Source organism: Halomonas sp. E14 (assembly GCF_052568415.1).
The window spans coordinates 1,697,756-1,724,248 of record NZ_CP199423.1 but is presented as its reverse complement, the minus strand read 5'-3'; the positions used below and the strand labels follow the sequence as shown (position 1 = coordinate 1,724,248).

Below are 26,493 nucleotides of genomic sequence, written 5' to 3'. Positions count from 1 at the left end.
AAGCCTCCAGCTAGTCCATGGCCGTGATCAGCACGGCGCTGCGCCCACCGTCGACGGGCAGGGTGGCACCGGTGATGTAGGAAGCCGACTCGCTGGCCAGAAAGAGCACCGCTTCGGCCAGTTCCTCGGGGCGCCCGACGCGCCCCATGGGGATCAGCTTCTCGGTGCTGCGACGGCTGGCCTCGTCGGCCAGCATGCCGGCGGTGGCCGGCGTCTCGACTACCGCCGGCACCACCACGTTGACCCGGACGCCATCGGCCGCGCCCTCGGCGGCGGCCGCCCGGGAGAAGTTGATGACCGCTGCCTTCGAGGCGGAGTAGCCCGACATGCCGGCGGTGCCCAGCTCGCCACAGATCGAAGCCAGGTTGACGATCGCGCCGCCGCGGCCCTTCATCAGCCGCAGGGCCGTGCGGGTCGCCCAGAAGGTGCCATCCACCGTGGCCGCAAAATTCTGATGCCACTCTGCGGTGCTCATCTCCACCAGCGGCCCCCAGGTAAAGGCCATGGCATTATTGACCAGGATATCCAGGCTGCCGTGACGCTTGGCGGTCTGTTCCAGGGCCGCGACGAGTGCTGCTTCATCGCTGACATCGGCCACCACAGCCTCGGCCTGACCGCCTTCGGCGCGGATCGCCTCGACCACGCCCTGCAGCGGCGCCTCGCGCCGCCCACAAATCACTACCCTGGCGCCTTCCCGGGCCAGCAATTTTGCGGTCGCCTCGCCGATGCCGCTACCACCTCCTGTCACGAAGGCCACCTTGTCCTGCACCTTGCCGCTCATGCCGTATCCTCCACCATCTCAGTTAGCGATTGCCTGTCCCATCACCCTGTCGAACTCTCCGCGCCGCGCCATCGTCCGCAAGGACTAGAGAAACCTCAGCACCAGTCGCGGACTGGCCGGCTGGGCTTGGCAGCTCAGCGTCATGCCCCGGGCCAGGTCACGCTCATCGAGCACGTCGTTGTGCAGCAGCAGCACCTTGCCCTCCTCGACCCGGCACATGCAGGTGGCGCACATACCGGACTGGCAGGCGCTGGGCAGCAGGATGCCTTGTCGTTCAGCCGCCTCGATCAGCGTCTCGTCGGCGCGGCACTGGAACCGCAGCGTCTCTCCGTTCAAGGTCACGCTGACCTCGCTCTCCCCCTCGCTGGCGGCCGGCTCGGTTGAGGTGACGGCCTCCGCCGCTGACGAAGACGCTGGCGTCGCCGACTCCAGGGCAGCCGGGCGACTCGGCGGCGAAAGAAAGCGCTCGAGGCGCACCCGCTCGGGCGGTACGCCCAGGGCGCTCATGGCCTCCTCCACCGCCGCCATAAAAGGACCAGGACCGCAGATGAAGACCTGCGCATGCCACCAGGGCCTGGCCAGCCACATCAGCTGCTCTCGACGCGGCGGCCCCTGCACGGAGTCGAGCAGATGGATCACCTGCAGCCGCTCCGGGTACTGCCCCTGCAGCTCGCGCAGCAGGTCGGCGAAGATGACCGAGCGCTCGTCGCGATTGGCAAAGACCAGACAGACACGGCCGTGCCCTTCGGCCAGTACGGCGCGCAGGATCGACAGCACCGGCGTGATGCCGCTGCCGCCGGCGAAGAGCAGGAAGTCGCCCTCGGGAGTATCAGCGACGAAGCGCCCCGCCGGCGCCAGGCTCTGCAGACGCTCCCCCGGCGCCAGCGCATCGCAGATCCAGTTGGAGCCCAGCCCGCCAGGCACCCGCTTCACGGTGATCCTGAGATCGCCATCCAGGCCGGGCGTGCTAGAGAGGGAGTAGCAGCGCTGGATCGCCTCGCTCTCTGCCGGCAGCCGCACCGTCAGGAACTGGCCGGGGCGGTAGGCGAAGGCGTTCCGCTGAGCCCCGGGTACCTCCAGCCAGATCGAGCAGGCATCGGGGGTTTCGTTGATGACCTCGCGCACGCGCAGGGAGTGGTAGCGTGAAGCGTCCATGTACCCCTCCAGCGTCTTCAGATGTAGGGATCGGCGTTGGGAAGGCCAAGCATCACCGCCCCGAACGACCGCGCGTAGGCGTCGGTGTTATTGGCGATGTGCCCCCGTGCCTGATGAATGTCGCGCACGATTCGCTCGATGGGATTGCTGCGGTAGAGCCCCGACGCCGCACAGGCGCGCAGCAGCTCATCCACATGGGCGGCGCAGGTCTTGGCCACCAGCGCCGACTGGGCGCGCTGAAGCAGGCGATCCTCGACCTCCATCTGGGTCCCCTGGTGCGCGTGGTCAACGATCTGCTGGAAGTTGCGCATCAGCACCAGCTTAAGCTCGTCACTGCGGAGCATCGCCTGGGCCACGGCCATCTGCGCATTGGGATCTTCCGCCGTCTTGGCGCCGTGCTTGCCCACATGCGCGGCCGCACGCTGGCGAAACTCGGCAATGGCACCGTCCAGGGCGCCGATACAGGCAGTGGAGACGGCCCGCTGGAAGACTTGAGTGAACGGAATGCGATAGAGCCAGCCCTCATTGAGGGCTCGCCCAGGGCAGCCGTTGTCGCTGTGGTTGTTGGTGCGCTGGGTACGGTGGGCCGGCACGAAGGCATCCTTGACCACGATATCGTGACTGCCGGTCGCGCGCAGGCCATGCACGTCCCAGTTCTCGACGATCTCGAAGTCTTCCCGCGGCAGCAGGAAAGTGGTGTGCTCAAGCCCCTCGCCGCCATCCTCGCGGGGTAGCAGGCCGCCCAGGAAGATCCACTGGCAGTGCTCCACGCCGCTGGAGAAACCCCAGCGACCGGAGAAGCGATAGCCGCCCTCCACCGGCTCCGCCTTGCCGACCGGCATATAGGTGGAGGCAATCAGAGTATCACTGCGTTCGCCCTCCTCCCCCCAGACGTCACGTTGGGCCTGCTCGGGGAAAAGCGGCAGCTGCCAGTTATGCACGCCGATCACCCCGTAGATCCAGGCGGTCGACATGCACCCTCGTGCCAGGGCCATCTGTACACGGTAGAAGACTCGCGGATCCAGCTCATAGCCCCCCCAGCGGCGGGGCTGCAGTACGCGGAACACGCCGGCCTGCTGCATCTCGCGTACCGTTTCCACGGGCACCTTGCCGACACGCTCAGCGTCGGCGGCACGCTCCGCCAACGTCGGCACCAACGCTTCGACGCGCTCCAGCAGCGCCACCGCATCGGGGGTCATCCAGGCCTCGCTACCAGCGGTCGGGGCCCCCGCCTCATCGAAGATCACGCCCATTTTGTCTCTCCTGTCTTGGCTTGCGATGAGCACGGGAAGTGCTCCTGCCAGCAAGCCTTTCACTCGCCCCGCCGCCCCTCATCGTCAATACGGACTAGCGCCGCCGCCGCGCGTCCCACTAGACCGTTTGGACGATGTGGTCGACACCGGCTCGCGAATAATCGGGACAGCCAATAACAACCCACTCCAGCCAAGGAGATGAGCCCCATGCGATCACTGGTCGGCCTGTTCACTACGCTGCTGGTGGCGACGGCGGCGCTATACGCGTTCTCACCGCGCACGCCCACGCCCCTGGAATCGACGACGCTTCCCATCGAGGAGATGCTGCTTACCGGCATCACGCGCACCTCAGCGGGACTGGTGACCGCGGGCGAGCTCGGCAAGATCATGATGTCCGACGACCAAGGCAGCACTTGGCGCCTGACGAAGATCGATACCCAGCGCCATGCGCTGATCACGCGAATGGTCTTCGCCGAGGAGGGCAGCCTGGGGCTCGCCATCGGCCACGAGGGCTGGGTGCTGCGCACCACCGACGGCGGTGAGCACTGGCAGGAAGTCGCCTTCGATGAAGCGTTCGGGGAGCCCCTCATGGACCTGGCCAGGCTGCCCTCGGGGGACTGGCTCGCCATTGGCGCCTTCGGCCTGGTGCTTCGCTCCACCGACGAAGGGCTCACCTGGGAACAGGAGCCGGCCCCGGAAGACACCGACTGGCACCTCAATGCCATTGCCAGCAGCCAGGACCAGCGCCACTGGATGATCGTAGGCGAGGCCGGTACCGTCATTCGCTCCAGTAACAGAGGCATGAACTGGGAAGTGCTGCCCGAATTCTACGAGGGCTCCCTATACGGCATCAGCCATCTGCACGGCGGGCGCTGGGTGGCCTACGGGATGCGCGGCAACCTCTTCGTGACCCAGGACCATGGCCGCCACTGGGAACGAATCCAGCTAGACGCCCCCATCTCGTTGCATGCCCACCTGAGACTTAACGCCGACACCCTGGTCATTGGCGGCCAGGGGGGCATCCTGCTGGCCACCTCTGATCGCGGCAACACCTTCGAGCTGCTACACAGCGGCGGCAGCGCCACCCTGACGGACATCTACCTGGATCCCGCCGGCGAATGGTGGCTGACCACCAGCCGCGGCCTGCTCCACCGGGTCGACGCCACTCCGCTGGCTCAGCTTTCTGACGCAGGAGCTTCCTCATGATCAACCTGATCCAGACCGCGATTCCCAGGCTGGTAGATTTCATTGCCCCAAGGCTGATCCAGGCCAGAACCGTAATCGGGCTGCTGCTGCTGCTGGCCACGGTACTACTCGCCTGGTCGGCCACCCAGGCCCGCTTCGATGCCGGCCTCACCAAACTGCTGCCCCAGAACCACGAATTCATGGAGGCCTATCACCAGCACTCCGAGAACTTCACCGGCTCCAACCGCATCATGGTGAGCCTGGAGTGGCAGGGCGACGGCGATATCTTCAATCCGGCGTTCATGGAGCGCCTACGCCAGGCCACCGACGAGGTCTACTTCACCCCGGGCGTCAACCGCACCACGGTTCGCTCGCTCTTCACCCCCGAGACCCGCTACGTGGAAGTAACCGAGTACGGGTTCATGGGGGGGGAGGTGATTCCCTCACGCTTCACCGGCAGTGAGGAGGATCTGGCGCAGGTGCGCAGTAACGTTGCGAAGTCTGGGCAGATCGGCAACCTGGTGGCCAATGACCAGGGCGCCGCCATGGTTCAGGCCGAGCTGCTGGAGTTCGACCCCGCCACCGGCGAGCGCACCGACTATGCCGCCGTGGCGGAACATCTTGAGAGCATCCGCCAGCAGCTAGAAAACGATAAGATCGAGGTGCATATCGTCGGGTTTCCCAAGGTGCTCGGCGACATCATGGATGGGCTCGGCACGGTGCTGACCTTCTTCGCCATCGCGTTCGTGATCACCACCCTGCTGCTCTGGGCCTACTCTCGCTCGCTGCGCCTCACGGCCTTCGCCATCTTCGTGGCCATCCTGCCGGTCATCTGGCTGCTCGGCATCCTGCCACTGATGGGATACGGCATCGATCCCATGTCGATGCTGGTGCCCTTCCTGCTCTTTTCCATGTCGGTCTCCCACGCCGTCCAGATGATCAACGCCTGGAAACAGGAGGTGGCCAGCGGCCTGACCGCGGCAGCGTCAGCGGAAAATGCCTTCCGCAAGCTGGCGATTCCGGGCAGCGTGGCACTCCTAACCAATGTCTTCGGCTTCCTGGTCATCATGATGATCGACATCCCCATGCTTCATGAGCTGGGGGTCACCGCCTGCCTGGGCATCGGCCTGATGATCTTCTCCAACATTATCTTCATGCCAATCATTCTCTCCTACCTCAAGACCGACCGCCTGACTCTCGGCGGCGCGGCCATCCAGCATCGCCATCGCCTCTGGTGGCCGGTCTCACGCCTGGCAACGCCGGGTCCTGCGCTGCTGAGCCTGGCGGTCATGCTGGTGCTGCTGGCCGCCGGCACCTACCAGTCGCAGAAGCTGGTGGTCGGCGACATCGGCGACGGCGTCCCCGAACTCCGGCCCGACTCACGCTACAACCTGGATAACGCCAGGATCATGCAGGAGTACTCCATCGGCATGAACGTGCTCTCCATCTACGCCGAAACGGACGGTCAGCACGAGGCCTGCCTCAACTGGGCGATCATGAACGCCGTGGACCGCTTCGACCACCGCATGCGCGGCGTCGAGGGCGTCGAGTCGGTCAGCACGGTGGCGGGGCTCGCCAAGCTCCACGTTGCCGGCAACAACGAGGCCAATCCGCGCTGGCAGACGCTTCAGCGCTCGGAGATGTCCCTGCGGGCTGGAGGCCATGCGGCCAATCCGGAGAACGGACTCAACACCCCCATGTGCGAAACCATCAACCTGATGGTCTACCTGGAGGATCAGGAGAACGCCACGCTCAAGCATGTGGTCGGCGAGGCCCAGCGCTTCATCGACCAGGACAGCACCCCCGGGATCACCTTCCGGCTGGCCGGCGGCAATGCCGGGGTCACCGCGGCCACCAACGAGGCCGTAGAGCGCTCGGAAACCCGGATGCTGGTGTCGATCTTTGCCGCCATCGCCCTGCTCTGCTGGCTGACCTTCCGCTCCTGGCGCGGGGTCCTGTGCGTGCTGGTACCGCTGACCGTCGTCTCCATCCTCTGCAACGCCCTGATGTCGCTACTGGGCATCGGACTCAAGGTCTCCACGCTGCCGGTCATTCCGCTTGGCGTAGGCGTCGGGGTCGACTACGGGGTCTATATCTACGAGCGCCTGCAGAGCATATTGCGGCGTGACAACCTGCCGCTGCGCGAGGCCTACTATCAGGCGCTGAAGCAGCGCGGCACCGCCGCGGCTTTCACCGCCCTGACCATGTCGATCGGCGTGGCCACCTGGGCCATGTCGTCGCTGAAGTTCCAGGCCGACATGGGCGTCCTGCTTGCCTTCATGTTCCTGGTCAACGTGCTGGGCGCCATTTTCGTGCTGCCCGCCTTGGCCTACTGGCTGGGCGTGGGCCGCCACGAGCGCCAGGCTGCAGCCACTGCCGATACTCATCTCGAGCCGGCCACCCAGGGAGGAGCCTGATTATGCGCCACCCCTCTACGCCACTGCGCATTGGCCCGCTGACTCTTCGCAACCGGCTGATCAAGGCCGCCACCAACGAGGGCATGTCTCGTCAGGGGCTGCCGACGCGCCAGTTGGTGCGCTTTCACGAGGCGGTCGCCGCCGGCGGCGCCGGCCTCACCACCCTCGCCTACTGCGCCGTGAGTGCGGCCGGCACCACCCTGAATGACCAGATCGTGCTGAACGAGACGGCCCTGCCCCACCTCCAGGCGCTGACCGAGGCGGTGCACCGGCAGGGGGGCGCGGCTTCTGCCCAGATCACCCACGGCGGCTGCTTCACCTTCGTGCGCGGACACGGCCGCCCCTGGTCGGCCAGCGGCGGCGTGAACAAGATCGGCATGATGAGCGGCCAACTGCTCAAGCGCGCCATGGGCGAGCAGGAGATGGAGGCGGTCGCCGCCCAATTTGCCAAGGCGGCGCGCCTGGCCAGGCGCGCCGGGTTCGATGCGGTGGAGATCCATATGGGGCACGGCTACCTGCTCAGCCAGTTCCTCTCGCCACTCTATAATCAGCGGCGCGATGCGTACGGAGGCGATATCGAAGGCCGCGCGCGCTTTCCCCTGCGCGTGCTGCGACGCGTGCTCGACGCGGTGGGCGACGAGATGGCGGTGATCTGCAAGTACAGCATGACCGACGGCTGTCGGGGCGGGAATCGCACCGAAGAGGGAGTCGCCATTGCCCGCCTGCTGGAGCGCGAGGGAGCCCATATGCTGGTGCTCAGCGCCGGCCTCAACGCCGAGTCGATCACCACCATGTTCGGCTCCTCGTTTCCGGCCGAGAACCGTGCCGTGGTCACCAATCCGCTCATGAAGGCGGCCATGTTCCTGCAGCAGCGCTTTCAGCGCGAGGTGCCCTTTCGCGAACTCTACCTGCTCGAGAAGGCCCGTCGGGTGCGCCAGGCGGTATCGCTGCCCCTGGCCTACCTGGGCGGCGTAAACAGCGCCGCCAATGTCCACCAGGTCCTGGGAGAAGGCTTCGAGGCCGTCGCCCTGGGGCGAGTGCTGATTCACGACCCGGACTTCGTGGCCGCGGTGTGCCGGGGTGCGGACCATCAGAGCGGCTGCACCCACTGCAACCGCTGCGTAGCCATGATGTACACCGAGGGCGGCACCTCCTGCGTGCTGAAGGCCCCCGGCGACCCTCGGCTCAATCGCCAGCCGGCGGCGGGCTAGCCGGCCAGGGGCGCAAGGGAGCTGCCGCCGCCCGGCCCGATCGTCATTACCCGGCCCGGCAACTGAAATCGCTCACCAACTGAAACGCCGCTGGACGTGGGAACCCACGGCCAGCGGCGTTCTAATGATGCCGACTCACCCGGCCAAGCTCAGGCCGGCCGCGGCTCCTTGGGCATGCCCAGGGCCCGCTCGGCAATGATATTGCGCTGGATCTCGCTGGTACCGCCGTAGATGGTGTCGGCGCGGCTGAACAGGAACAGCGACTGCAGGCGCCCCAGCGCATAGGGCGCCCCCTCCAGGATCTCCGCCTCCTCGCCGAGGATATCCATGGCCAGCTTGCCCAAGGCCACATGCCAGCTCGACCAGTCCAGCTTGTAGATCAGCGCCTCGGGCCTGAGGCTGCCGTCCTGGGGGCCCGACAGCATGCGCAGGGCGTTGTAGCGCATGATGGTCAAGCCGCTCCAGGCCTGGGCCAGCCGCTGCCTGATCAGCGGATCACGTCCGCTGCCGTTCTCGCGTGCCCGCGCCATCAGCCACTCGAGCTCGTTGCGAAACTGCATCTGCTGGCCCAGGGTCGAGACGCCACGCTCGAAGCCGAGCAACGCCATGGCGATACGCCAGCCGTCGCCAGGCGCGCCGAGGATATTGTCGGCCGCGGTCACGGCATCATCGAAGAACACCTCGTTGAACTCCGAGGTGCCGGTAAGCTGCTCGATGGGGCGCACCGTGATGCCCGGCTGGTCCATCGGCACCAGCAAGAAGGCGAGCCCCTCCCGGCCCCGGCTCTGGGGGTCGGTGCGAGCGATGACGAAGCACCAGTCCGACTCGTGGGCCAGGGACGTCCAGACCTTCTGGCCGTTGAGAACCCACTGTCCCGAGGACTCGTCCAGGCTGGCACGTGTACGGATGTTGGCCAGGTCGGAGCCTGCCCCGGGCTCCGAATAGCCCTGACACCAGAACTCACGCCCCTCGACGATGCCGGGCAGGAAGCGGCGACGTTGAGCTTCGCTACCGAAGGCGGCAATGGTAGGGCCAGCAAGTCCTTCGCCGATGTGGCCCATTCGCCCGGGGCCGCCGGCGCGGGCATACTCCTCGTGGAAGATCACCTGCTGGCTGATCGACAGGCCCCGCCCACCGTGCTCCGTTGCCCAGCCCACGCAGGTCCAGCCACCCTCGGCGAGGTGGCGTTCCCAGGCCTTGCGCTCTTCGGGGAAGGCGTGCTCATCGCCGGGGCCGCCGCGAAAGCGCAGCGCGGCAAACTCACCCTTGAGGTTGGCCTCGAGCCAGCCTGCGATCTCGTGACGAAAGGCTTCGTCGTCACGGCTGAAACCGATCTTCATGATGTCTCTCCCAACAGCTCACGGGCCATCTGCTCGCGATGCCAGGCGGGTGTGCCGAGATAGCCCTCGCCGGCCCGGGCACGCTTGAGATAGAGGTGGGGGTCGTACTCCCAGGTAAAGCCGACGCCGCCATGCAGCTGGATCGCTTCAGCGGCACAGTGGAAATAGGTCTCTGAGGCCTCGGACTTGGCCAGCGAGGAAGCCAGGGGAAGCTCGGCCGCTACCGCAGAATCACCCTCGGGATCGAGCGCCTCAGCGGCAACGCAGGCCGCATAGTAGACCGCCGAGCGAGCACGCTCGACGGCCAGCATCATCTCCGCGGCGCGGTGCTTGATGGCCTGGAAGCCGGCAATGGGACGACCGAACTGGTGGCGCTCGAGGGTATAGGCAACGCTCATATCCAAGCACGCCTGGGCGCCTCCCAGCTGCTCGGCGGCCAGCATGATGGCGCCGACCCGCAGGCACTGCTCGAGCCCGGCCCAGGCCTCGCCCTCGGCCCCGACCCGGGCAGCCGCGGCAACGTCGACACCGGCCAGGTCCAGCCGGCCCAGCCGCCGAGTCTGATCCAGGGTCGGCAGCGGCGTGCGCGTGACGCCGTCAGCGTCGGCCTCCACGGCAAACAGGCAGACGCCCCGGGCATCGTGACTACCGGGCAGCCGCGCCGCCACCAGCACCAGGTCCGCAGCCTGCAGCTCGAGCACCTGGCGACACTCGCCATCGAGCCGATACCCCCCCGCCGTGGGCGTGGCCACGACCGAGAGCGTCTCTGGCCCCCAGGGCTGAGCGCTACCGAAGGCCAGGGTAGCGACCCGCCGCCCGGATGCCATCTCCGTCAGCCACCGCTGCTGTGCAGCGTTCTCGCCGACACAGCGCAGCGCCAGGGTTGCCAGGCAGGCACTGGCCAGGAAAGGGGCACAAAACAGGCGTCGCCCCATCTGCTCCATCAGCAGCGCCAGCTCCACGGGCCCGAGCCCCAGCCCCCCATGGGCTTCCGGTACCGCCAGCGCCGGCCAGGCCAGCTCCTCGGCTACCGTGCGCCACACGGCGGGGTCATGCCCCACCTCGCTCTGCATGGCCGCCCGCACCGCGGCAGAATCGGACAGATCGGCCAGCAGGCTCTCGGCGGAGTCGCGGATCATCGTCTGCTCGTCCGTCAGGCTAAACTCCATCGGACACCCTCCCGTTATCAGATGCCTCAATCGTTGCGTCTTTTGTGAATCCGGGCATACCGCAACAGGACTAGGGTCGGGCGGTGCTTCTCGTTTTCTACCTTACCGCCGCAGCGTACAAGGCCACACTCGTTCAGAAACATCCTGCCGGCGTCGCTCTTGCTCCATAAGGCCTAAAGGCCAGGATGTCAGCCCGATATCGCCTGGATATCCCTGCGCCTGGCCAGCCAGGGCGTCAGCGCCAGCGCCAGGACCAACATGCCCAGCATGAGGTAGCCTACATTGGTGATCGCCCCGCCCAGCGAGGCGACATTGATCGCTTCCAGTACCTGGTCGATTTCATTACCGGTGGCGAGTAGAGCAGCCGTCAGCTCGGCGCTCAGCTCGGCAGAATGGGCACCCGACACCGCGAATAACTCTGCAGAGAGGCTCTCGCTCAGCTGCATGTTATCGGCGGCCTCTTCGACGACGCGTCGCGTATGCAGAGACGAAGAAAGGCCAAAGATAGCCAGCGCAAAGGACGAGCCCGTCGGCAATCCAAGATCTCGCAGCATGCTGAACAGGCCAGCCCCTGACCCGGACTTATGGGGTGGGACCGCGCCCAGGGCCAACTTCATCATGGCGGTGCTGTTGGAGGCCAGCATGACGCCAATAAAACCTGCCATGACAAGCACAGCTGCCAAAGGCACATTGACCTCCATACGCACGAAATACATCATCGCCAGGAGGCTACCCAGCAATGAAAAAATGGAAATCAATTTGGGTTCAAAGCGATCGATAAGCTTGCCGGCAACCGGGGAAGCCAGCATGGTACAGCCGAACAGCGCAAGTGTGACCATGCCGAACTGAGAGGCAGACCCACCGGGACGATTATTGATAAAGAAGGCCAATGAATAGACGATGCCGCTATTCATCAACATCTGGATCCAGTAGATGGCGCTGGGAACCGCAAAGTGCCGATTCTTGAGAAGGCTGACATCAAGAATAGGCGCTGCGTGCCGCCCGCTGTGACGCCATAACAGCAGCAGGCTGATAATACCCGTTACCACCACAGCCCAGGTAACCCACGAGGCGCGACCAAAATTAGCCGCCCAGGTGGGCAGCGACAGCAGAGCGGCAATGGTGATGAACAGCATGACAGCACCAAGGCCGTCAAACTTTCCGGAGGCGGCCTCCCCCCGATTTTCTGGAACCCAAATCAACAGCGGCAAAAGACCGAGAAAGGCCAGAATACCGCTAATGATATAGACACTCGGCCAGCCGAAGGCATCGATCAGAAGCCCACCCAGCAAGCCGCCTGTCGCCGCCCCTAGGGTCATGATGAACATCATCACCCCCAGCGCCGTACCGCGCTTCTCTTCGGGAAAAAGGTGATTCACATAGCTGAACACCGCGGGGAAAATGCAGGCCACGCCCAGCCCCTGCAGGAAGCGAGCCACCAGGAAGAACCCAAAGCCAGGCGCCCAGGCGGCCATGAATTCAGAAACGCCAAAGACAACCAGGCCGATGACAACCATACGCCGCCGGCCGTACTGGTCTCCCAGCCGGCCCATCATCGGCGCAAAGACGGCCACTGCAATAAAGTAGGCGATCAGGATCAGAGCAGCCAGATTGACCGGAATATCGAAATGGGCCGTCACACTTGGCAAGACCGGCGCCTGAAATGCTGCGGCCTCGATGGTGACAAAAGTCGCAAACAAGAGAGCAATAAAGCTGACCCAGGGGCTGGTTGACTTGCTGCCCCAGGCCTCTCTCAGATTGTTATAGGTTGACGCCATAGGGGGATCGCTCGCCAGTGTCAGGCTATTACGCTGAACATCGGACAGCCCTCAAGCCTGGTAGATTAAATTGCCCTCAGACTCTAACGACAGGCTGACACCGGCGACGTCGTCCGTATGGACGATCGAACACCAGAACTGGCAACAGGCATGCAGCTGCCTGACGGGCTAGGTGGCGAAACGCGTAGCCCAAGGCAGGCAAGACAAGAAAAAAAGCCTGCCGTAAGGCAGGCATGACAGTACAAAAGTACCAAGGATTACCTCAAATGCTGCGATACATCTCCTGCAGGGCAGGCTTCATGACCTTGTTGGAAGCATTAACCGGAAGGCGCTCGACCACTCTCACATGTCGCGGCACCTTGTAGTTGGCCATCCGCTCCCGGGACCAGGCGATCAGCGCCTCCGCCCCCGGGGCCTCGTCACCCCGGGGCACGATGAAGGCGCAGCCCACCTCGCCCATCCGCTCGTCCGGCACGCCGATCACGGCACACTGGGCGACCTCGGGGTGTTCCAGCAGCATGGCTTCGATCTCGGCCGGATAGCAGTTGAAGCCCCCGACGATGAACATATCCTTGAGCCGGCCGGTGATTCGCAGGTTGCCGCGCTCATCCAGGGAGCCCACGTCACCGGTGTGCAGCCAGCCGTCGCTATCGATAGCCTCGGCGGTGGCGTCGGGGCTGTCGAAATAGCCGCGCATCACATGAAAACCGCGCAGGCAGACCTCGCCGCTCTCGCCACCCGACAGGGGCCTGCCCGCGGTGTCGCGAATCGAAACCTCGGTACCGGGAATGGCGCGCCCGCTGGTATGGGCGATGGTCTCGGCATCCTCCCCGGGGTCGCAAATGGTGGCCAGCCCCCCGCACTCGGTCAACCCGTAGGCAGTGGTGACCACCTCGAACCCGAGCTCGTCGCGCATGCGCCGGACCAGCACTGGCGGAATGCTCGAGGAGCCGGTCACCGCCACGCGCAGACTGCTGAGGTCCGCCGCAGCGAGGCGCGGGTCGGAGAGCAGCGACAGGTAGAGCGTGGGAGGGCCCGGCAGCACGCTGATGCGTTCTCGCTGGATGCGCTCCAGCACCTCGGCGGCATCGAACACCGCCTGGGGCAGGATGGTCGCGCCGGCGAGCAGGCAGGAGAGCCAGCCCGCCTTGTAGCCGAAGGCATGGAAGAAGGGATTGATGACCAGATAGCGGTCGCCGGGTCTCAGGCCGATGATGCGGCTGTACTCGCCGAAAGCGCGCAGGTTCTGGCCATGCTCGCTCATCACGCCCTTGGGCTGGCCAGTGGTTCCGGAAGTGAAGAGCAGGTCGCTGAGATCCTCGGGCCTTACCGCCGCGGCTCGCAGGGCAACCGCCTCTTCAGGCACATTGCGCCCGCCGTCGAGGAAGGCCTCCCACGCCATCAGCCCTTCCTGGCCGGGGGCGTCTCGCTCGCTGACCAGCACCCGATGCGTCAAGCTCGAGGGGATAAGCCCATCGAGCAGCGCCACATAGTCCTGGCCCAGGAAGTCTCCCGCCTGAAACAGCAGCCGGGCCCCGCTGCGCGACAGAATATCGCTCGCCTCACGACCCTTCATGCGGGTATTGAGAGGCACCAGCACCGCACCCACTGAGTGAATGGCCAGGGCAGCGAGCACCCACCGCACTTCGTTGGGCGCCCAGATCGCCACCCGGTCGCCGGGCTCGACCCCGACCGCCAGCAGCGCCCGGGCCACACTGGCAACCCGGCCTGGCAGTTCGGCATAGTCAATGCGCTCGCCGGCCTCTTCCAGGGCCGCAATACCGGCATGACGGCGCGCCGCGTGCAACAGCAGCGCCGGTATGGTTTTCGGCGCCATGATCGACGTTTCCGCTTTCACTCTCACCTCCTGGCCTCAGATACTCATCACGAACTGGCCGCTGTCGATGCGTAGCTCGATCCCGTTGATGGCCTGAGCATCGTCGCTGGCCAGGAACAGGATCCCCGAAGCCACGTCCTCGGGCAGACAGAGACGATGCATGGGATCCTGGCGGATGGTGTAGTCAGCGGGCACGACGCCTGCAGGGTAGGTTGCCGCGGTCATCGGCGTCATCACGCCGTCGGGATGCACCGAGTTGCAGCGCACCCGGTAGCGCTCGCGGCGGCAGTGGCTGGCGATGGAGCGCGTCAGTGCCGCAATGGCACCCTTGGAGGCGCTGTAGGCGGCATAGTCCTCCTTGCCGCCGATGGCGGCAATGGAGGAGAGGTTGACGATGGCGCCCCCCTGGCGCTTGAGCAGCGGCAGGGCGTGGTGACAACCCAGAAAGACGCTGTCGGCGTTGATCCGCATCAGACGCTGCCAGGTGGCCAGGTCGGTCTCCTCGATGCTGCCCTCTGCCAGCACGCCGGCGTTGTTGATCAGGGCGTCGAGGCGTCCATGGCGGCTCTCCACGCACGCCATGGCGTCACGCCAGCCCTGTTCGTCTGCAACGTCGAAGACCATGCCGCTGGCCTGGGGCCCCAGCTCGGCCTGCGCCTTCTCGACTCCCTCGGCGTCCAGGTCGGCCAGCACCACCCAACCGCCCTCCTCCACCACCCCACGAGCAACGGCGAGGCCAATCCCGCTGGCGCCACCGGTCACCAGCGTCACCTTGCCTTCGAAACGCTGACTCATGCCGAGGCCCTCCGATGCTGCGTCGCGAGGTCCAGCGCCGCCGCATAGCCGAAGGTCATGGCCGGCCCCAGGGTCGAGCCAGCGCCGGGGTAGGAAGGACCCATCACCGCCGCCGAGCAGTTGCCAATGGCATAGAGCCCGGGGATCACCTCACCTGCCTCGTTCAGCACGCGGGCGCTGCCATCGGTCTTGAGCCCCCCCTTGGTACCGATATCGCCGGCATCCAGGCGCATGGCGTAGTAAGGTGGCTTGGCCAGAGGCGCCAGACAGGGGTTGGGGGCGACGTTGGTATCACCGTAGTAGCGGTCGAAGACGTTGCCACCGCGATCGAACTCCTCGTCCTTGCCGTCGCGGGCAAAGCGATTGACCCGTGCGACGGTGCGGGTCAGGCCTTCGGGGTCCACCCCGATGCTCTGGGCCAAGGCCGTCAGGCTCTCTGCCTTCCAATAGACCCGGTCACGCCACTCGCGGGGCAGGCGGCTGTCGGGCTTGATCTGGGCCGGCATCAGCGGCCCCATGGCGTAGTGAAAGCGGAAATGGCCGTCGAAGATCACCCAGGCGGGGATGCTCTTACCCTCGGTCCTGGCGTTGTCGGCATACATCGCCTCGACGAACTCCAGGTAGGGTGCCGCCTCATTGACAAAGCGCTCGCCTCGCCCGTTGACAACGATAGCACCCGGGAAGGCGCGCTCGGCAAAGACGCCGCGCGCCTTGTCCTCCCCTACCACACTGATGGTCGGCGCCCACCAGGCACGCTCTAGCCCCTCGGTGGCGGCGCCAAGGGCCTGGCCAGCGACCAGAGCGGCTCCCGTGTTGTTACCTGGCGGCGTCGCACTCCAGGCCCGGTCACTGGGCGCCGGCAGGTAGCGCGCTCGAAGGGCCGGATTCTGCTCGAAGCCGCCGGAGGCCAGTATTACCCCGTGACGGGCCTCGATGAGGCACTCGCGCCCCTCCCGCACGACCACGATACCCGTAACGCGGCCATCGCTCTGCACCAATTCGCGCATCTCGGTGTTGAGCCAAAGCGGTACGTCTCGATCCATCAGAGAGCGTCGCAGGGAGGCCACCAGAGCACTGCCCAGCCCGGCCCGACGATCACGCCTGGAGCGCCGTCGCCATTTGAAGTCGAGCTTATAGCGCAGCATCAGCCACAGCAGCATCACGCGCCAGCCCCGCTCCCGGGCCATAGCGCGATGGGCGTCCCGGGCCGTCCAGGCGATGCGCCCCATCAGCAGCGTCGAGGGCGACGCCTCGCGCAGGTGTTCCAGCTCCTCGCCGAGCCGGCTGGTATCGAAAAGCTCAGGGTCCAGGGTGCGCCCGCCCGCCAGGGCCCCGGGCAGGTGCGGGTAGTAGTCGGGATACTTCTCGGCCACCGCATAGCGCACATGGCTGATTCGCTCCAGCTCGTCGATCATCTTCGGCGCCAGGTCGAGATAGGCCTCCAGGCGCTCCTCCTCGATTTCCCCCCGGGTGGCCGCGCGCAGGTAGGTCAGCGCCTGGTCGCGACTGTCGCTGCCCCCCTTGCGCTTGAGGTGGGAGTTGCAGGGGATCCAGATTCCGCCTCCCGACAGGGCCGAGGTGCCGCCATACCTGTCGCTCTTCTCGACGATCAGGGTCTTCATCCCGCTTTCGGCAGCGAAGAGTGCCGCCGTCATGGCCCCGGCTCCGGAGCCCACCACGACGACATCGAAGGACTCCACGGGTTGCGCGTAAGAGGTCATCCACCTGTCTCCCGGCATTGTCATTGTCAAGCCAGCTCCTTCTGCGGCCAACGCGGCGGCACGCAGGGTCAAAGCAGCCACTACAACGCATGATGGGAGGCCTTGGGCCTCCCATCATCGTCAAAGTGGACTACGGTGCATGCCGGCTATTGCAGCTGGGCGGTGTCCTGCAGAAAGTCTTCGCGCAGATGCTTCTTGAGCAGCTTGCCGGCAGGGTTCCGCAGCAGGGCATCGTGCCTGATGCGGATGGCCGACGGCACCTTGTAGCCGGCCAGGTGGTGGCGCACATGGGCCTGCAGCTCCGACTCCTCCACCCACTGGCCCTCCCTCAGCGCGACCAAGGCCGCCACCGCCTCACCGGTCTCTTCATCGGGAATACCGAACACCGCGGCCTCGGCCACCGCCGGGTGGGCAGTCAGGCAGGACTCAATCTCCGCCGGGGCGATGTTCTCCCCGCTGCGCACGATCACATCCTTGAGGCGATCCACGATGAACAGGAAACCCTCGGCGTCGAGATAGCCGAGATCGCCGGTCCTCAGCCAGCCCTGCTCCAGCGCACCAGCCGTTGCCTCGGGCTCTCGCCAGTACCCCTGCATCAGGGTCACGCCCCGCACACAGACTTCACCCACTTCACCCGCTGGCAGCGCTTCACCGTCCGGCGCCAGGATTTGCACATCGAAAAGGGGCGACAGCGGGCCGGAGCTGCGGGGCCGCCCGCGGAACAGCTCGCCAGACACCGCGCTGACAGCGCCGTTGGTTTCGGTCATGCCGAAGCCGATGCCGATCATCTGCTCCGGGAAGCGCGACAGCACCTTGTCCAGCAGCGAGTCCGGCACGCCCGAGCCGCCGAACCCCATGCCCCAGAGCCCCTCCAGGATATCGTCATCGCGCTCCTCGGCCGCCACTACCAGCTGGCGCACCATGGAGGGCGCCCCGTTGAACTGGGTGACGCCTTCGCTGCGCATCAACGCCAGCGCATCGACGGCGCTCCAGCGATGCATGAAGATCAGCTGCCGGCCGTGTCGCATAGCGGTCAACAGCTGAGCATGCAGCCCGCTCACATGGAACAGCGGCACCGCGGTCAGGGTAACCGAAGGGCGGCGCTGTGCTTCGATCCGCTTGACGGCCTTGGGCGACGTCATCCCCGACAGAGCGCCGATGAAGTCGATATTGAACAGCGCCTGACCCACGGCGCGATGGCTCGAGACCACTCCCTTGGGGCGCGACGTCGCTCCCGAGGTGAACAGGATCAGCGCCGGAGAATCAGGATCGACCCTCACCTCCGGAAGCCGAGGCTCGGGCCAGGCCGAAAGCGCCGATTCGAAGCGGGTGGCCTCGCCCAGAGGCAGGCCCTCGTCGTTGCCGGCCACCACCAGACGGCAGCCGGGCACGCCGGTCTGACCGGCCAGCCGGTCGAGGCGCTCGCGGTCACAGCACAGCACCGCAGGCTCCAGGTAGGCCAGCGCCTGGCGCAGTTCGTCGCCCTGGCCAAAGCTGTTCAGGGGGGCAGGCAAGGCCCCGACCCGCACCGCTGCCATGAAGGCTACCGCCCACTCGGGGCGATTGCGCATGGCAATGGCCACGCGATCCCCGGCCTCGACTCCTTGCGCCAGTAGCCAGGCCGCCAGGGAATCGACGCCACGCGTGAAATCGGCAAAGGTCCAAAGGCGATCGAGGTACTTGATAAAGGGGGCATCGCCATGACCGCGCGCCTCCTCCAGCACCTGCAGCAGGGTCTCCGGTGCATGACGATAGATAGCCAGCCGGTGACCGTTCAGCGTCATTGAGTCCAGCGCAAAGGGGCTGGCATCGGCCAGCAACCGCTGCTGTATCGCAGTGTGAGTCGCCCCATCCATCATCGTATCGCTCCTGTTTGTTGTCGTGTTGTTCTGTATCACCCCTTGGGTGCCAGGGCGGGCAGCTCACCCTCCCCGCCAGAGTACCGGTAGACGCCGCCCTCCCCAAGCTCCCGGCACAGCAGCCCCCGCCGGGATAGCCAGTTCAAGTGCGCCAGCGTCTCACCGAAGGCGAGAAACTGCTCGGTGGGGGGCAGCTCGCGGGGGAAGAGCTGCCACATGGCCTCCACCACGCTGAAGCCATCACCGGCGTGCCCCATCGCCATCAGGTGCTCGAGGTGCCGATGATGGTGCGCCTGGAGCTGTTCGATGCGTGCCGGCAAGCCGCGAAACGGCTGGCCGTGGGACGGCAGCACCAGCGTCTCTGCCTCAAGTTCGCTCAAGCGCTCGAGGGAGCTGAACCAGCCACTCAGCGGGTCCGCCTCAGGCTCCACGTCGCTCACCAGGATGTTCGGGCTGATCTCCGGTAGCAGCTGGTCGCCGGCGATCAGCAACGCCTCCTGCTCGCAGTAGAGGCAGAGATGTTCCGGCGAGTGCCCTTCTCCCGCGATGAGCCGCCACTCGCGCCCTCCGATCTCAAGGAGATGGCCGTCGCGCAGCCTGCGGAAACTGGTGGGATGCTGAGGCATGAAGCGGTCACGGCCGAAGGCGGCCAGCAGCGCCTCGCTCTGCTCGTCGGCAAAGCCGCCAGCGCGAAAATAGGCCTGCATCTGCCGTCGCTGAGCCTCATTCCCGACGCCACCCAGGCCGCGCATCGCAAAGAATTCTCCGTGGCTCATATACAGAGGCACATCGAAGCGCTCCATCAGCCAACTGGCCAGTCCCGTATGATCGTAATGAAAGTGGGTGCAGATCAGCGCCTTGAAGGGCAGCCCGTCCAGCGTCTGTGCGGCCAACGACTCCCAGATGCCGCGGGTTTCCGCCAGGTTCAGCCCGGTGTCAACCAGCCACCAACCGTCCGTGTCTCTCAGCAGGTAAACGTTGACATGATCCAGCGCCATTGGCATGGGCAGCCGCGCCCATAGGATTCCGTCGACCACCTCCACCGGAGCCATCGCCGACTCGGGCCTGACCAGAGGGAATTCCAGAGCCGCTCGCTCCTTACGACGCCGCTCCCTGCGCACTGCCGCTTCTGCCGCCACCATGCTCCACCTCCTGCTTGGCCAATCTGCTGCAGACCGCAACGACGGCGGTCGGCGCTTGTGCCCAATCTAGTCAGCGGACAACGCCCTCAATACGTCCAAAAGGACGATGCCCCATCACAGCCCCATCGTCCAAATAGGGTATGCCCCCTATAAGCGGCTTCCCGAGAATCGAACCGACACGCCCACACCAGAGGACAAGAATATGGCGACATCTCAGGAGTACCGGCTCGGCGAATTCACCTTCCCACGGGGGTGGTTCATGATCGCCACTTCGGAAGAGGTCAACAGCCACAAGCCGCTTGCGCTGCGCTTCTTCGGCAAGGACTTTGCGCTCTATCGCGGACAGGAAACCGGCAGGATCGTGCTGCTGGATGCCTACTGTCCCCATATGAAGACCCACCTGGCCGCACGCAACGATACCTCCTACGTGATCATCGACGGCCATGGCACCAATATCGAGGGCGACAGCATTCGCTGTCCCTACCACGCTTGGCGCTTTGGTCCCGATGGCCAGTGCGATGACATTCCCTACCATGAAGGCCCTATTCCGAAGACCGCCTGTGTCAAGTCGTGGCCCGTGGTGGAGAGCCTCGGCGCCATCTGGATCTGGCACGACCCCGAGGGCGGCGAGCCGGAGTGGAGCGCCCCGGCTCTCGACGAATGGGATCAGTCAAGTTGGGTGCGATGGCAGTTCGATGATCTTGGCACGCTGAATCAGCACCCCCAGGAAGTCATCGACAACATCTGCGATTACGGCCACCTAGGGCCCATCCACGGCTCCACCGTGGAGCGCTACGAAAATGAATTCGACGGCCACCTGGCCACTCAGCGTCAGTGCGGCCCGCACCGTACGCTGGTCGACGAGCACGGCGGTCAGCCGATCCTCCACACCATCACGACCTACCATGGGCCAGGCGTACTCATCAGCAACATGACCGGCATGCACGATGCCATTTTGATGATCACCCACACCCCGATAGAGGATGGCTCCATCAAGGTCTGGCACGCGCTGCTGGTTAAGTCACCGGGTGGCAATCGCGAGGTCAACACCCAGGACGTCATCGCAGCGCGCCAGTTTCAGCAGGCTAGCCTTCACGCCTTCATGCAGGACTTTGAGGTCTGGATGAACAAGGCCCCCTGCCTGAATGGGCTCTTTATTCCCAGCGACGGCCCCTTCATGAAAGCCCGTATCTGGTACAAGCAGTTTTATAACCCGCGCTCCATGTCCCGGGAGTTTACCGAGCAGTCCGACGGTGTCTACGTGCCCAAGGGGGCCACGGCCTATAGCCAATAACCATCGACAGACACGCGCCTAGTTCAATCAGACGATTCACCCGGAATAAATGCCTCCTAGATTTTCCAATGAGGCATGACAACTGCAGCGCGCACTTTCGTTACTCAAATAGCTCGGAGGCAGCATGAAAACAATACCTACGATTATCGGCACCAGCTCGTTTTTGATACTGCTAACAACACCGGTCCAGGGCGCCGTTACACCACAGGACGCCGCCCGTCTCGGCAACGACCTGACCTGCGTTGGTGCCGAAGCCTCGGGCAACGCGGAAGGCACTATTCCTCCTTTCTCAGGAAAATGGCTGGGAACACCGCCTCACGTCAATTATCAGAAGCATGTGGGACAACACCCCGTTGACCCCTACCCCGATGACCGCCCAATTTTTGTCATTGATGGTCAGAACTGGCGCGACCATGCCGACAACCTGACGGCAGGTCAGAAAGCGATGCTGGAGCGCTATTCGGGAACCTTCCAGATCCCCGTCTACGAAGGCAGACGAGACTTCCGCTATCCCGATCAGGTATGCGAGATCGCCAAGAAAAACGCACTGGAGGCCGAGCTGATCGATGGGGGTATGGGCTTTACCGGATACAACGGCGCCATCCCCTTCCCCATTCCCTCCAATGCCATGGAAGTGTTGGCCAACCATAATAACCCCTATCGCGCCTTCACCGAGTCAAACTGGCAGCGGGATATCGCGGATGTCAGCTCCAACGGCAATATTAGCTGGGGGCGGGTGGAAAACCTGAATCTCAACGTCACGACCCATCCCGACAATATGGGAACCCCGGTCGGTGAAGGGACCAACGGGGTCATGGCCTACTCGCGAACCGGCACCCAGCTTCCGGCTCGCAATCGTGGTAACGTGACGGTCAGCTCGGAGCCGATCAACTTTACCGACGACCGCCTTGCCTGGAGCTATAACCCCGGCACTCGCCGCGTACGCCAAGTTCCCGAGTATGGTTTTGATACGCCATATGCCGGGACATCGGGGAAGATCACCATTGACCAGGATCGCCTGATGAATGGCTCTCCTCACCGATATAACTGGGAGCTGATCGGGAAGAAAGAGATCTATATCCCTGCCAATGCCTACCGCATTCACTCGAACCGAGTCAGCTACGATAGCCTACTTACTCCTGGGCACGCCAACCCCGATCACATGCGCTATGAGCTGCGCCGCGTCTGGGTGATTGAAGGGACGCTTAAGAATGAATATCGCCACAAATATGGCAAGCGCACCCTCTATATCGATGAGGATACCTGGCACGGCGTGATCAGCGACTACTACGATCGCCGCGGCGAGCTTGTCCAGCATGCCTTCGTCAACTACTACTACTCGCCCAGCACCAGTGCCTGGCACGCCGGCACCAGCTTCTATCACGACTTCACCACCGGGGGTTATATCGCTCTCAACCTGTTTCAGGATCTCGATCGAGCGGCTGAGCTCAACAAGGGCGACCTGAATCCGGATATGTTCACACCGGCAGCCCTGCGCCGTCTCAGCCACTGATAATAACCATAATAATACCAAGAGAAGAGACTAACATGAGACCACTCAACGTCAGCCCTCCCCTCACCAAGGTGACGCCGATAGCGGCTGCTATTATCACAGCAGCCGTATCATCAAGTGCTGCGGCTAGTAACACCATCAACCTTCCGGCCGATGCCACCCTCGACTGGAAGGCAACCACCAGCTATTCGCTATCCGCGCGCACTCAGAGCCGTGATAACCGACTGCGCGGCCCTGGCAATGAAGGCAACGAAAATTTTGCCAGAGGCGATCTGACCGCCAACCGTGCAAGCCTGCTGCTGGAAACCCATACCCGTCGTGACAACCTGGGGCTGGTGGTTTCTGCCAGCACTTTCTACGACGATGTCTACCGACGCTCCACTTCCAGCGAGAGCGAGCTGACCAACTACGACACGCCACCCGGAGAGTTCACTCCCGAGGCGCGTCGCTACCACGGTGGCTACTCCCGCTTCCTGGATTTCTACGGCTATACCGATCTCGAACTTGGCAACAACGCCTTTCTGAACCTGCGCGCGGGCCGCCACGTGGTGGCCTGGGGCGAGGCGCTCTTCATGCCGAGCCTCTCCATGGCCCAAGGTCCCGCCGATGGCTCCCGTACCGGTGTGCCGGGCACTGAGGTCAAGGACCAGCTGCTGCCCGAGGACCAGATCTCTTTCCAGCTCCAGGCCGGCAACAACTGGTCTTTCTTGGGCCATTGGCAATATGACTGGCATGAAACACAAGTCCCGGAACCCGGCAGCTATCTCAGTACCAGCAGCGCCGTCGGCCGCGGCGCCCAGTGCCTGGGACCGGTCATCAACGGTGCCTGTACCTTCGCGCCGCGCGGCAGCGATATCGAGCCGGGCAACAAGCAGGGCCAGTGGGGCATCGGTACACGCTATCGGCTGGGCATGAACACAGAACTTGGCCTCTACTACCTCAACTACCATGACCGCATCCCACTTACCGAAATCAACCCGTTGGCCAATGGCGGTCAGGGCGAATACGCCATTCGCTACTTCGACGATATCGAGCTCTATGGCGCCACCTTTACCACGTCACGAGGCAATGTCTCCTACGCGGGTGAAGTGACCTACAAGAAGGGCGCCCCCACGCTGGTCAGCACTCAGATCATGAACCAGCAGGGGAGCTTCAATACAATTCCCAGCCCGACACGGGCGGATATCATGCAGACCAACCTGAACGCCTTCTATAACGTGGGGCGCACTTCCTTCGCCGACTCTGTCACCCTGATCGGTGAGCTCTCTTATGTGGATATCATGGACGTGGAGTCAAGGCGGCTGCCGGGCACCGATGCTCTGCCTGAAGCGGTCGCGCCGACAACAGACGAGCTTTTCTATACTGGACACGGCTTCGCCTTCCAAGGCTCGGCAATTCTAGACTATCCGGGGTTCACCGAGAGTTGGGACTTGGGAATTCCCATCAGCTACTCGCGGCAGCTCAGCGGCCGCACCCTGACCGGAGGCGTTGGCGGGGAAGGCGATCATCGTCTGAGTGTAGGCGCCAACTTTATCCATCGCAGCGGCCTGGAAGTGGGCGTCAGCTACCTTACCTACCTGGGTGGGGTCGAGGTGGATAATCCCGTCAAGGAACGCCGACTGGCCGACCGCGACTACGCCTCACTGGTGATTCGCAAGGCCTGGTAAATCGAAGCAGAGCGTCACGCCACAAGCGCCCCGCCAGCAGGCGGGGCGCCTTGCGTTACGCAACAGAGTCAGCCCAGCAGCGCCCGAATGGCGCGCTGCGCCCTTTCCCCCGCAAGCAGCCGAGCAAAGTGCTCCAGCTCCTCGGCGATTGCCTGCTGAAGCGCCTCCCTGCGTCCGTGGCCCTTGAGCAGGCGCTTGGCCTGCCGCACCGCCTTTGGATCCAGCGACATAACCGTCCTGATGCGCTCGTCGAGCGCCTGCTCCAGGGCCGCGTGTTCCACCACCCGGTTCACCAGCCCGAGCTGCCGAGCCGTGGCGGCATCGCAGCTCTCTCCCATGACCAGAAGGTCAAACGCGCGCGGGTGCCCCAGCCAGTCAACCAAGAGCTTGCTGCTGCCTCCTTCCGGTACTACACCGAGCTGCGTGAAGGGCAGGCGAAACTTCGCCTCCTCGCAGCAGATCACCTGGTCGCAGTGCAGCAGCAGGGTGGTGCCGATCCCGACGGCGTGGCCCTGCACGCCTGCCAACAGTGGCGTCTCGAGGCCGGCCAGGGTCAATAGCAGGCGGCGGGGGCCCGCGAGCCCGTCGGGGCTGCCGTCATAGTCGAGGAAGTCCCGCAGGTCGTTGCCCGCGCAGAAGCTTCCTCCCTCCCCCGTCAGCCGAATCGCCTGGATGTCGATGTCTCGATCACCCGCTTCGAGGGCGTCGGCCAGGGCATGATAGAGCGCGCTGTCGAGAGCGTTGAGGCGCTCGGGGCGGCTGAGGACCAGGCTCAGCACGCCATCCTTTCGATGAATCGTCAGACCGTCGGCCACGGTTCTCTCCTTGGTTTATTCCGGGGTGACCTGGGCCAGCAGCATCTCCCGCAGGTGACCGCCATAGGGCGGCAGCATGCCCCACTCGGCGCGCGGGTCCTGAGCCGGCGATTTGAAGACGGTGCGCGGGTGGCTGAACTCCTGGAAGCCTTCCCAGCCGTGGTAGCGCCCCATGCCGGAGGCCCCTACGCCACCGAAGGGAGCGTCATGCATGGCGGCATGCATCAGGGCATCATCGAGGGTCACCCCCCCCGACAGGGTCTGCTCCAGCAGGCGGCGGCGCTCCTGGGCGTCCTCGCCAAAGTGGTAGAGCGCCAGCGGCCGGTCACCGGCGTTGATGCCCTCGATCACCTCCTCCAGGCTGTCATAGGGCAGTACCACCAGGGCAGGTCCAAAGATTTCCTCGCTAAGGATGCGGCACGCCTGCGGGGGAGCGACCACCAGGCTGAGCGGGCGCCGGCGGCTGCCTGCCACGACCTCTTCGTTGGGAACCGTCTCGACGCGAGCGCCAAGTCCGCGGGCCTCTTCCACCAGCGACTCGATGCGCGCCAGATGGTGGTCGTTGATGATGGCCACGGCCTGAGTGTTATCGGCAACGCGTGGGTAGAAGCCGGCGTAGGCCTCCTGGAAGGCGCCGAGAAACTCCTCGAGCCGCTCCCGCGGCACATGCACGAGATCAGGGCTGATGCACAGCTGACCGGCATTGACGGACTTGGCCAGCGCCAGCCGCCAGGCCGCCGTAGCCAGATCGGCACTGCGCCCGACCACCGCCGGCGATTTTCCGCCGAGTTCCAGGGTCACCGGCACCAGGTTCTGGGCGGCCGCTTCCATGACCTTACGCCCCACCGCCGTACTGCCGGTGAAGACCAGGTGGTCCAGGGGCAGCCCTGCGAAGGCGGCGCCCACCTCGGGCCCACCGGTCACCAGTTGGACGAGGTCAGGGTCGACGTGGCGCGAAAAGGCCTCGACCAGCACCTCGGCCGTGCGGGGCGCTAGCTCGGAAGGCTTAAGAAGGGCCCGGTTGCCGGCACCAAGCACGCAGGCCAGCGGGCTCAGCAGGGTATAAAGCGGGGCATTCCAAGTACCAATGATGCCGACCACCCCCTTGGGCTGGTACTGCACCCAGGCCTCGGCGCCCAGCTGCTCGTAGGGGGCAAAGGGCTGGCGCGGCTGAGGTTGCATCCAGGCGGCGCAATGGTCGCGGGCATGCTTGAGGGAGGAAAGCGAGCCGAGAATATCGTTGGCAAGCGAGAGCTCCGCGGGGCGTCCCCCGAAATCCTCGTCCATCGCCTGCACCAGCGGCGCATGGCTATCGACCAGCATGTCGATGACCTGCTGCAGCCGCCGCCGGCGCTCGGCGGCAGGCGCCACTCCTTCTCCATCCGCCGCCTGGCGCAGCGTTGCCAGAGGCGCTTGCATCTCGTGTCGTGCTCTTTCGACGGCCTGCTCAGTCATACCGAACGCTCCTGTACCTGTAGTTATGTTGTCAGCAGCACCAAGGGCTACGCGCTCAGCATTTCTTTCCACTGGCGATCCGGCAACGTCCATGCGGACGACTCTT

The 26,493-nt window shown here is 64.7% G+C and carries 19 protein-coding genes; 6 read left to right on the top strand and 13 right to left on the bottom strand.

Annotation, left to right across the window (positions count from 1 at the left end):
- Positions 1-10 precede the first annotated feature (10 nt).
- The 3 genes from ACT7B3_RS07970 to ACT7B3_RS07960 all read right to left on the bottom strand — a co-directional run bounded on the left by ACT7B3_RS07970 (position 11) and on the right by ACT7B3_RS07960 (position 3,189).
- On the bottom strand, positions 11-781 hold the full coding sequence (locus ACT7B3_RS07970) for an SDR family NAD(P)-dependent oxidoreductase (RefSeq protein WP_445157531.1): 771 nt from the start codon (positions 779-781) through the stop codon (positions 11-13).
- An 84-nt stretch (positions 782-865) separates the two neighbouring features.
- Complete coding sequence (locus ACT7B3_RS07965) at positions 866-1,936, bottom strand: 2Fe-2S iron-sulfur cluster-binding protein (protein ID WP_445157530.1); 1,071 nt, start codon at positions 1,934-1,936, stop codon at positions 866-868.
- 17 nt (positions 1,937-1,953) lie between these two features.
- Positions 1,954-3,189 (bottom strand): acyl-CoA dehydrogenase family protein, encoded by a 1,236-nt coding sequence (locus tag ACT7B3_RS07960; RefSeq protein ID WP_445157529.1) that lies wholly within the window; start codon positions 3,187-3,189, stop codon positions 1,954-1,956.
- A gap of 207 nt (positions 3,190-3,396) precedes the next feature.
- On the opposite strand from ACT7B3_RS07960, the gene ACT7B3_RS07955 reads away from it, so the two are divergent.
- The 3 genes from ACT7B3_RS07955 to ACT7B3_RS07945 are packed head-to-tail and all read left to right on the top strand — an operon-like array spanning position 3,397 to position 8,002.
- Positions 3,397-4,395 carry a WD40/YVTN/BNR-like repeat-containing protein gene (locus tag ACT7B3_RS07955; RefSeq protein WP_445157528.1) on the top strand — a complete coding sequence of 333 codons (999 nt, stop codon included), beginning with the start codon at positions 3,397-3,399 and terminating at the stop codon, positions 4,393-4,395.
- Complete coding sequence (locus ACT7B3_RS07950; RefSeq protein ID WP_445157527.1) at positions 4,392-6,791, top strand: efflux RND transporter permease subunit; 2,400 nt, start codon at positions 4,392-4,394, stop codon at positions 6,789-6,791. The genes ACT7B3_RS07955 and ACT7B3_RS07950 overlap by 4 nt, the downstream gene beginning before the upstream one ends.
- A 2-nt stretch (positions 6,792-6,793) precedes the next feature.
- Entirely contained in the window at positions 6,794-8,002 is a 1,209-nt protein-coding gene (locus ACT7B3_RS07945) for an NADH:flavin oxidoreductase (protein ID WP_445157526.1), read from the top strand.
- Positions 8,003-8,151: 149 nt separating this feature from the next.
- Here ACT7B3_RS07945 and ACT7B3_RS07940 read toward each other — a convergent pair whose 3' ends face one another.
- From ACT7B3_RS07940 to ACT7B3_RS07905, 8 genes are all read right to left on the bottom strand, one after another.
- On the bottom strand, positions 8,152-9,342 hold the full coding sequence (locus tag ACT7B3_RS07940) for an acyl-CoA dehydrogenase family protein (protein ID WP_445157525.1): 1,191 nt from the start codon (positions 9,340-9,342) through the stop codon (positions 8,152-8,154).
- Positions 9,339-10,511 carry an acyl-CoA dehydrogenase family protein gene (locus tag ACT7B3_RS07935; RefSeq protein WP_445157524.1) on the bottom strand — a complete coding sequence of 391 codons (1,173 nt, stop codon included), beginning with the start codon at positions 10,509-10,511 and terminating at the stop codon, positions 9,339-9,341. The genes ACT7B3_RS07940 and ACT7B3_RS07935 overlap by 4 nt, the downstream gene beginning before the upstream one ends.
- 188 nt (positions 10,512-10,699) lie before the next feature.
- A complete protein-coding gene (locus ACT7B3_RS07930) occupies positions 10,700-12,289 on the bottom strand; it encodes an MFS transporter (RefSeq protein WP_445157523.1) in 1,590 nt (529 codons plus the stop codon).
- 262 nt (positions 12,290-12,551) lie between these two features.
- Complete coding sequence (locus ACT7B3_RS07925; RefSeq protein WP_445157522.1) at positions 12,552-14,126, bottom strand: FadD3 family acyl-CoA ligase; 1,575 nt, start codon at positions 14,124-14,126, stop codon at positions 12,552-12,554.
- A gap of 36 nt (positions 14,127-14,162) precedes the next feature.
- The gene (locus ACT7B3_RS07920) at positions 14,163-14,921 is read right to left on the bottom strand and encodes an SDR family oxidoreductase (RefSeq protein WP_445157521.1); all 759 of its coding nucleotides are present in this window, start codon (positions 14,919-14,921) and stop codon (positions 14,163-14,165) included.
- A complete protein-coding gene (locus ACT7B3_RS07915; RefSeq protein WP_445157520.1) occupies positions 14,918-16,642 on the bottom strand; it encodes an FAD-binding protein in 1,725 nt (574 codons plus the stop codon). Before ACT7B3_RS07915 ends, ACT7B3_RS07920 begins: the two co-directional genes overlap by 4 nt.
- Positions 16,643-16,788: 146 nt before the next feature.
- Positions 16,789-18,501 carry a class I adenylate-forming enzyme family protein gene (locus ACT7B3_RS07910; protein WP_445157519.1) on the bottom strand — a complete coding sequence of 571 codons (1,713 nt, stop codon included), beginning with the start codon at positions 18,499-18,501 and terminating at the stop codon, positions 16,789-16,791.
- A 35-nt stretch (positions 18,502-18,536) separates the two neighbouring features.
- On the bottom strand, positions 18,537-19,643 hold the full coding sequence (locus ACT7B3_RS07905; protein ID WP_445157518.1) for an MBL fold metallo-hydrolase: 1,107 nt from the start codon (positions 19,641-19,643) through the stop codon (positions 18,537-18,539).
- A 202-nt stretch (positions 19,644-19,845) separates the two neighbouring features.
- Here ACT7B3_RS07905 and ACT7B3_RS07900 point away from each other — a divergent pair, with 202 nt between their 5' ends.
- The 3 genes from ACT7B3_RS07900 to ACT7B3_RS07890 all read left to right on the top strand — a co-directional run bounded on the left by ACT7B3_RS07900 (position 19,846) and on the right by ACT7B3_RS07890 (position 24,117).
- Positions 19,846-20,937 carry a Rieske 2Fe-2S domain-containing protein gene (locus tag ACT7B3_RS07900; RefSeq protein WP_445157517.1) on the top strand — a complete coding sequence of 364 codons (1,092 nt, stop codon included), beginning with the start codon at positions 19,846-19,848 and terminating at the stop codon, positions 20,935-20,937.
- 124 nt (positions 20,938-21,061) lie between these two features.
- Positions 21,062-22,450 (top strand): DUF1329 domain-containing protein, encoded by a 1,389-nt coding sequence (locus ACT7B3_RS07895; protein WP_445157516.1) that lies wholly within the window; start codon positions 21,062-21,064, stop codon positions 22,448-22,450.
- A 35-nt stretch (positions 22,451-22,485) separates the two neighbouring features.
- Positions 22,486-24,117: a DUF1302 domain-containing protein gene (locus ACT7B3_RS07890; protein ID WP_445157515.1), complete on the top strand. Its 1,632-nt coding sequence runs from the start codon at positions 22,486-22,488 to the stop codon at positions 24,115-24,117.
- Positions 24,118-24,185: 68 nt separating this feature from the next.
- Here the strand turns inward: ACT7B3_RS07890 and ACT7B3_RS07885 are convergent, their stop codons facing one another.
- Positions 24,186-24,932: an enoyl-CoA hydratase/isomerase family protein gene (locus ACT7B3_RS07885; protein ID WP_445157514.1), complete on the bottom strand. Its 747-nt coding sequence runs from the start codon at positions 24,930-24,932 to the stop codon at positions 24,186-24,188.
- Between the two features lie 15 nt (positions 24,933-24,947).
- Entirely contained in the window at positions 24,948-26,351 is a 1,404-nt protein-coding gene (locus tag ACT7B3_RS07880; protein ID WP_445157513.1) for a coniferyl aldehyde dehydrogenase, read from the bottom strand.
- Positions 26,352-26,493: the final 142 nt, after the last annotated feature.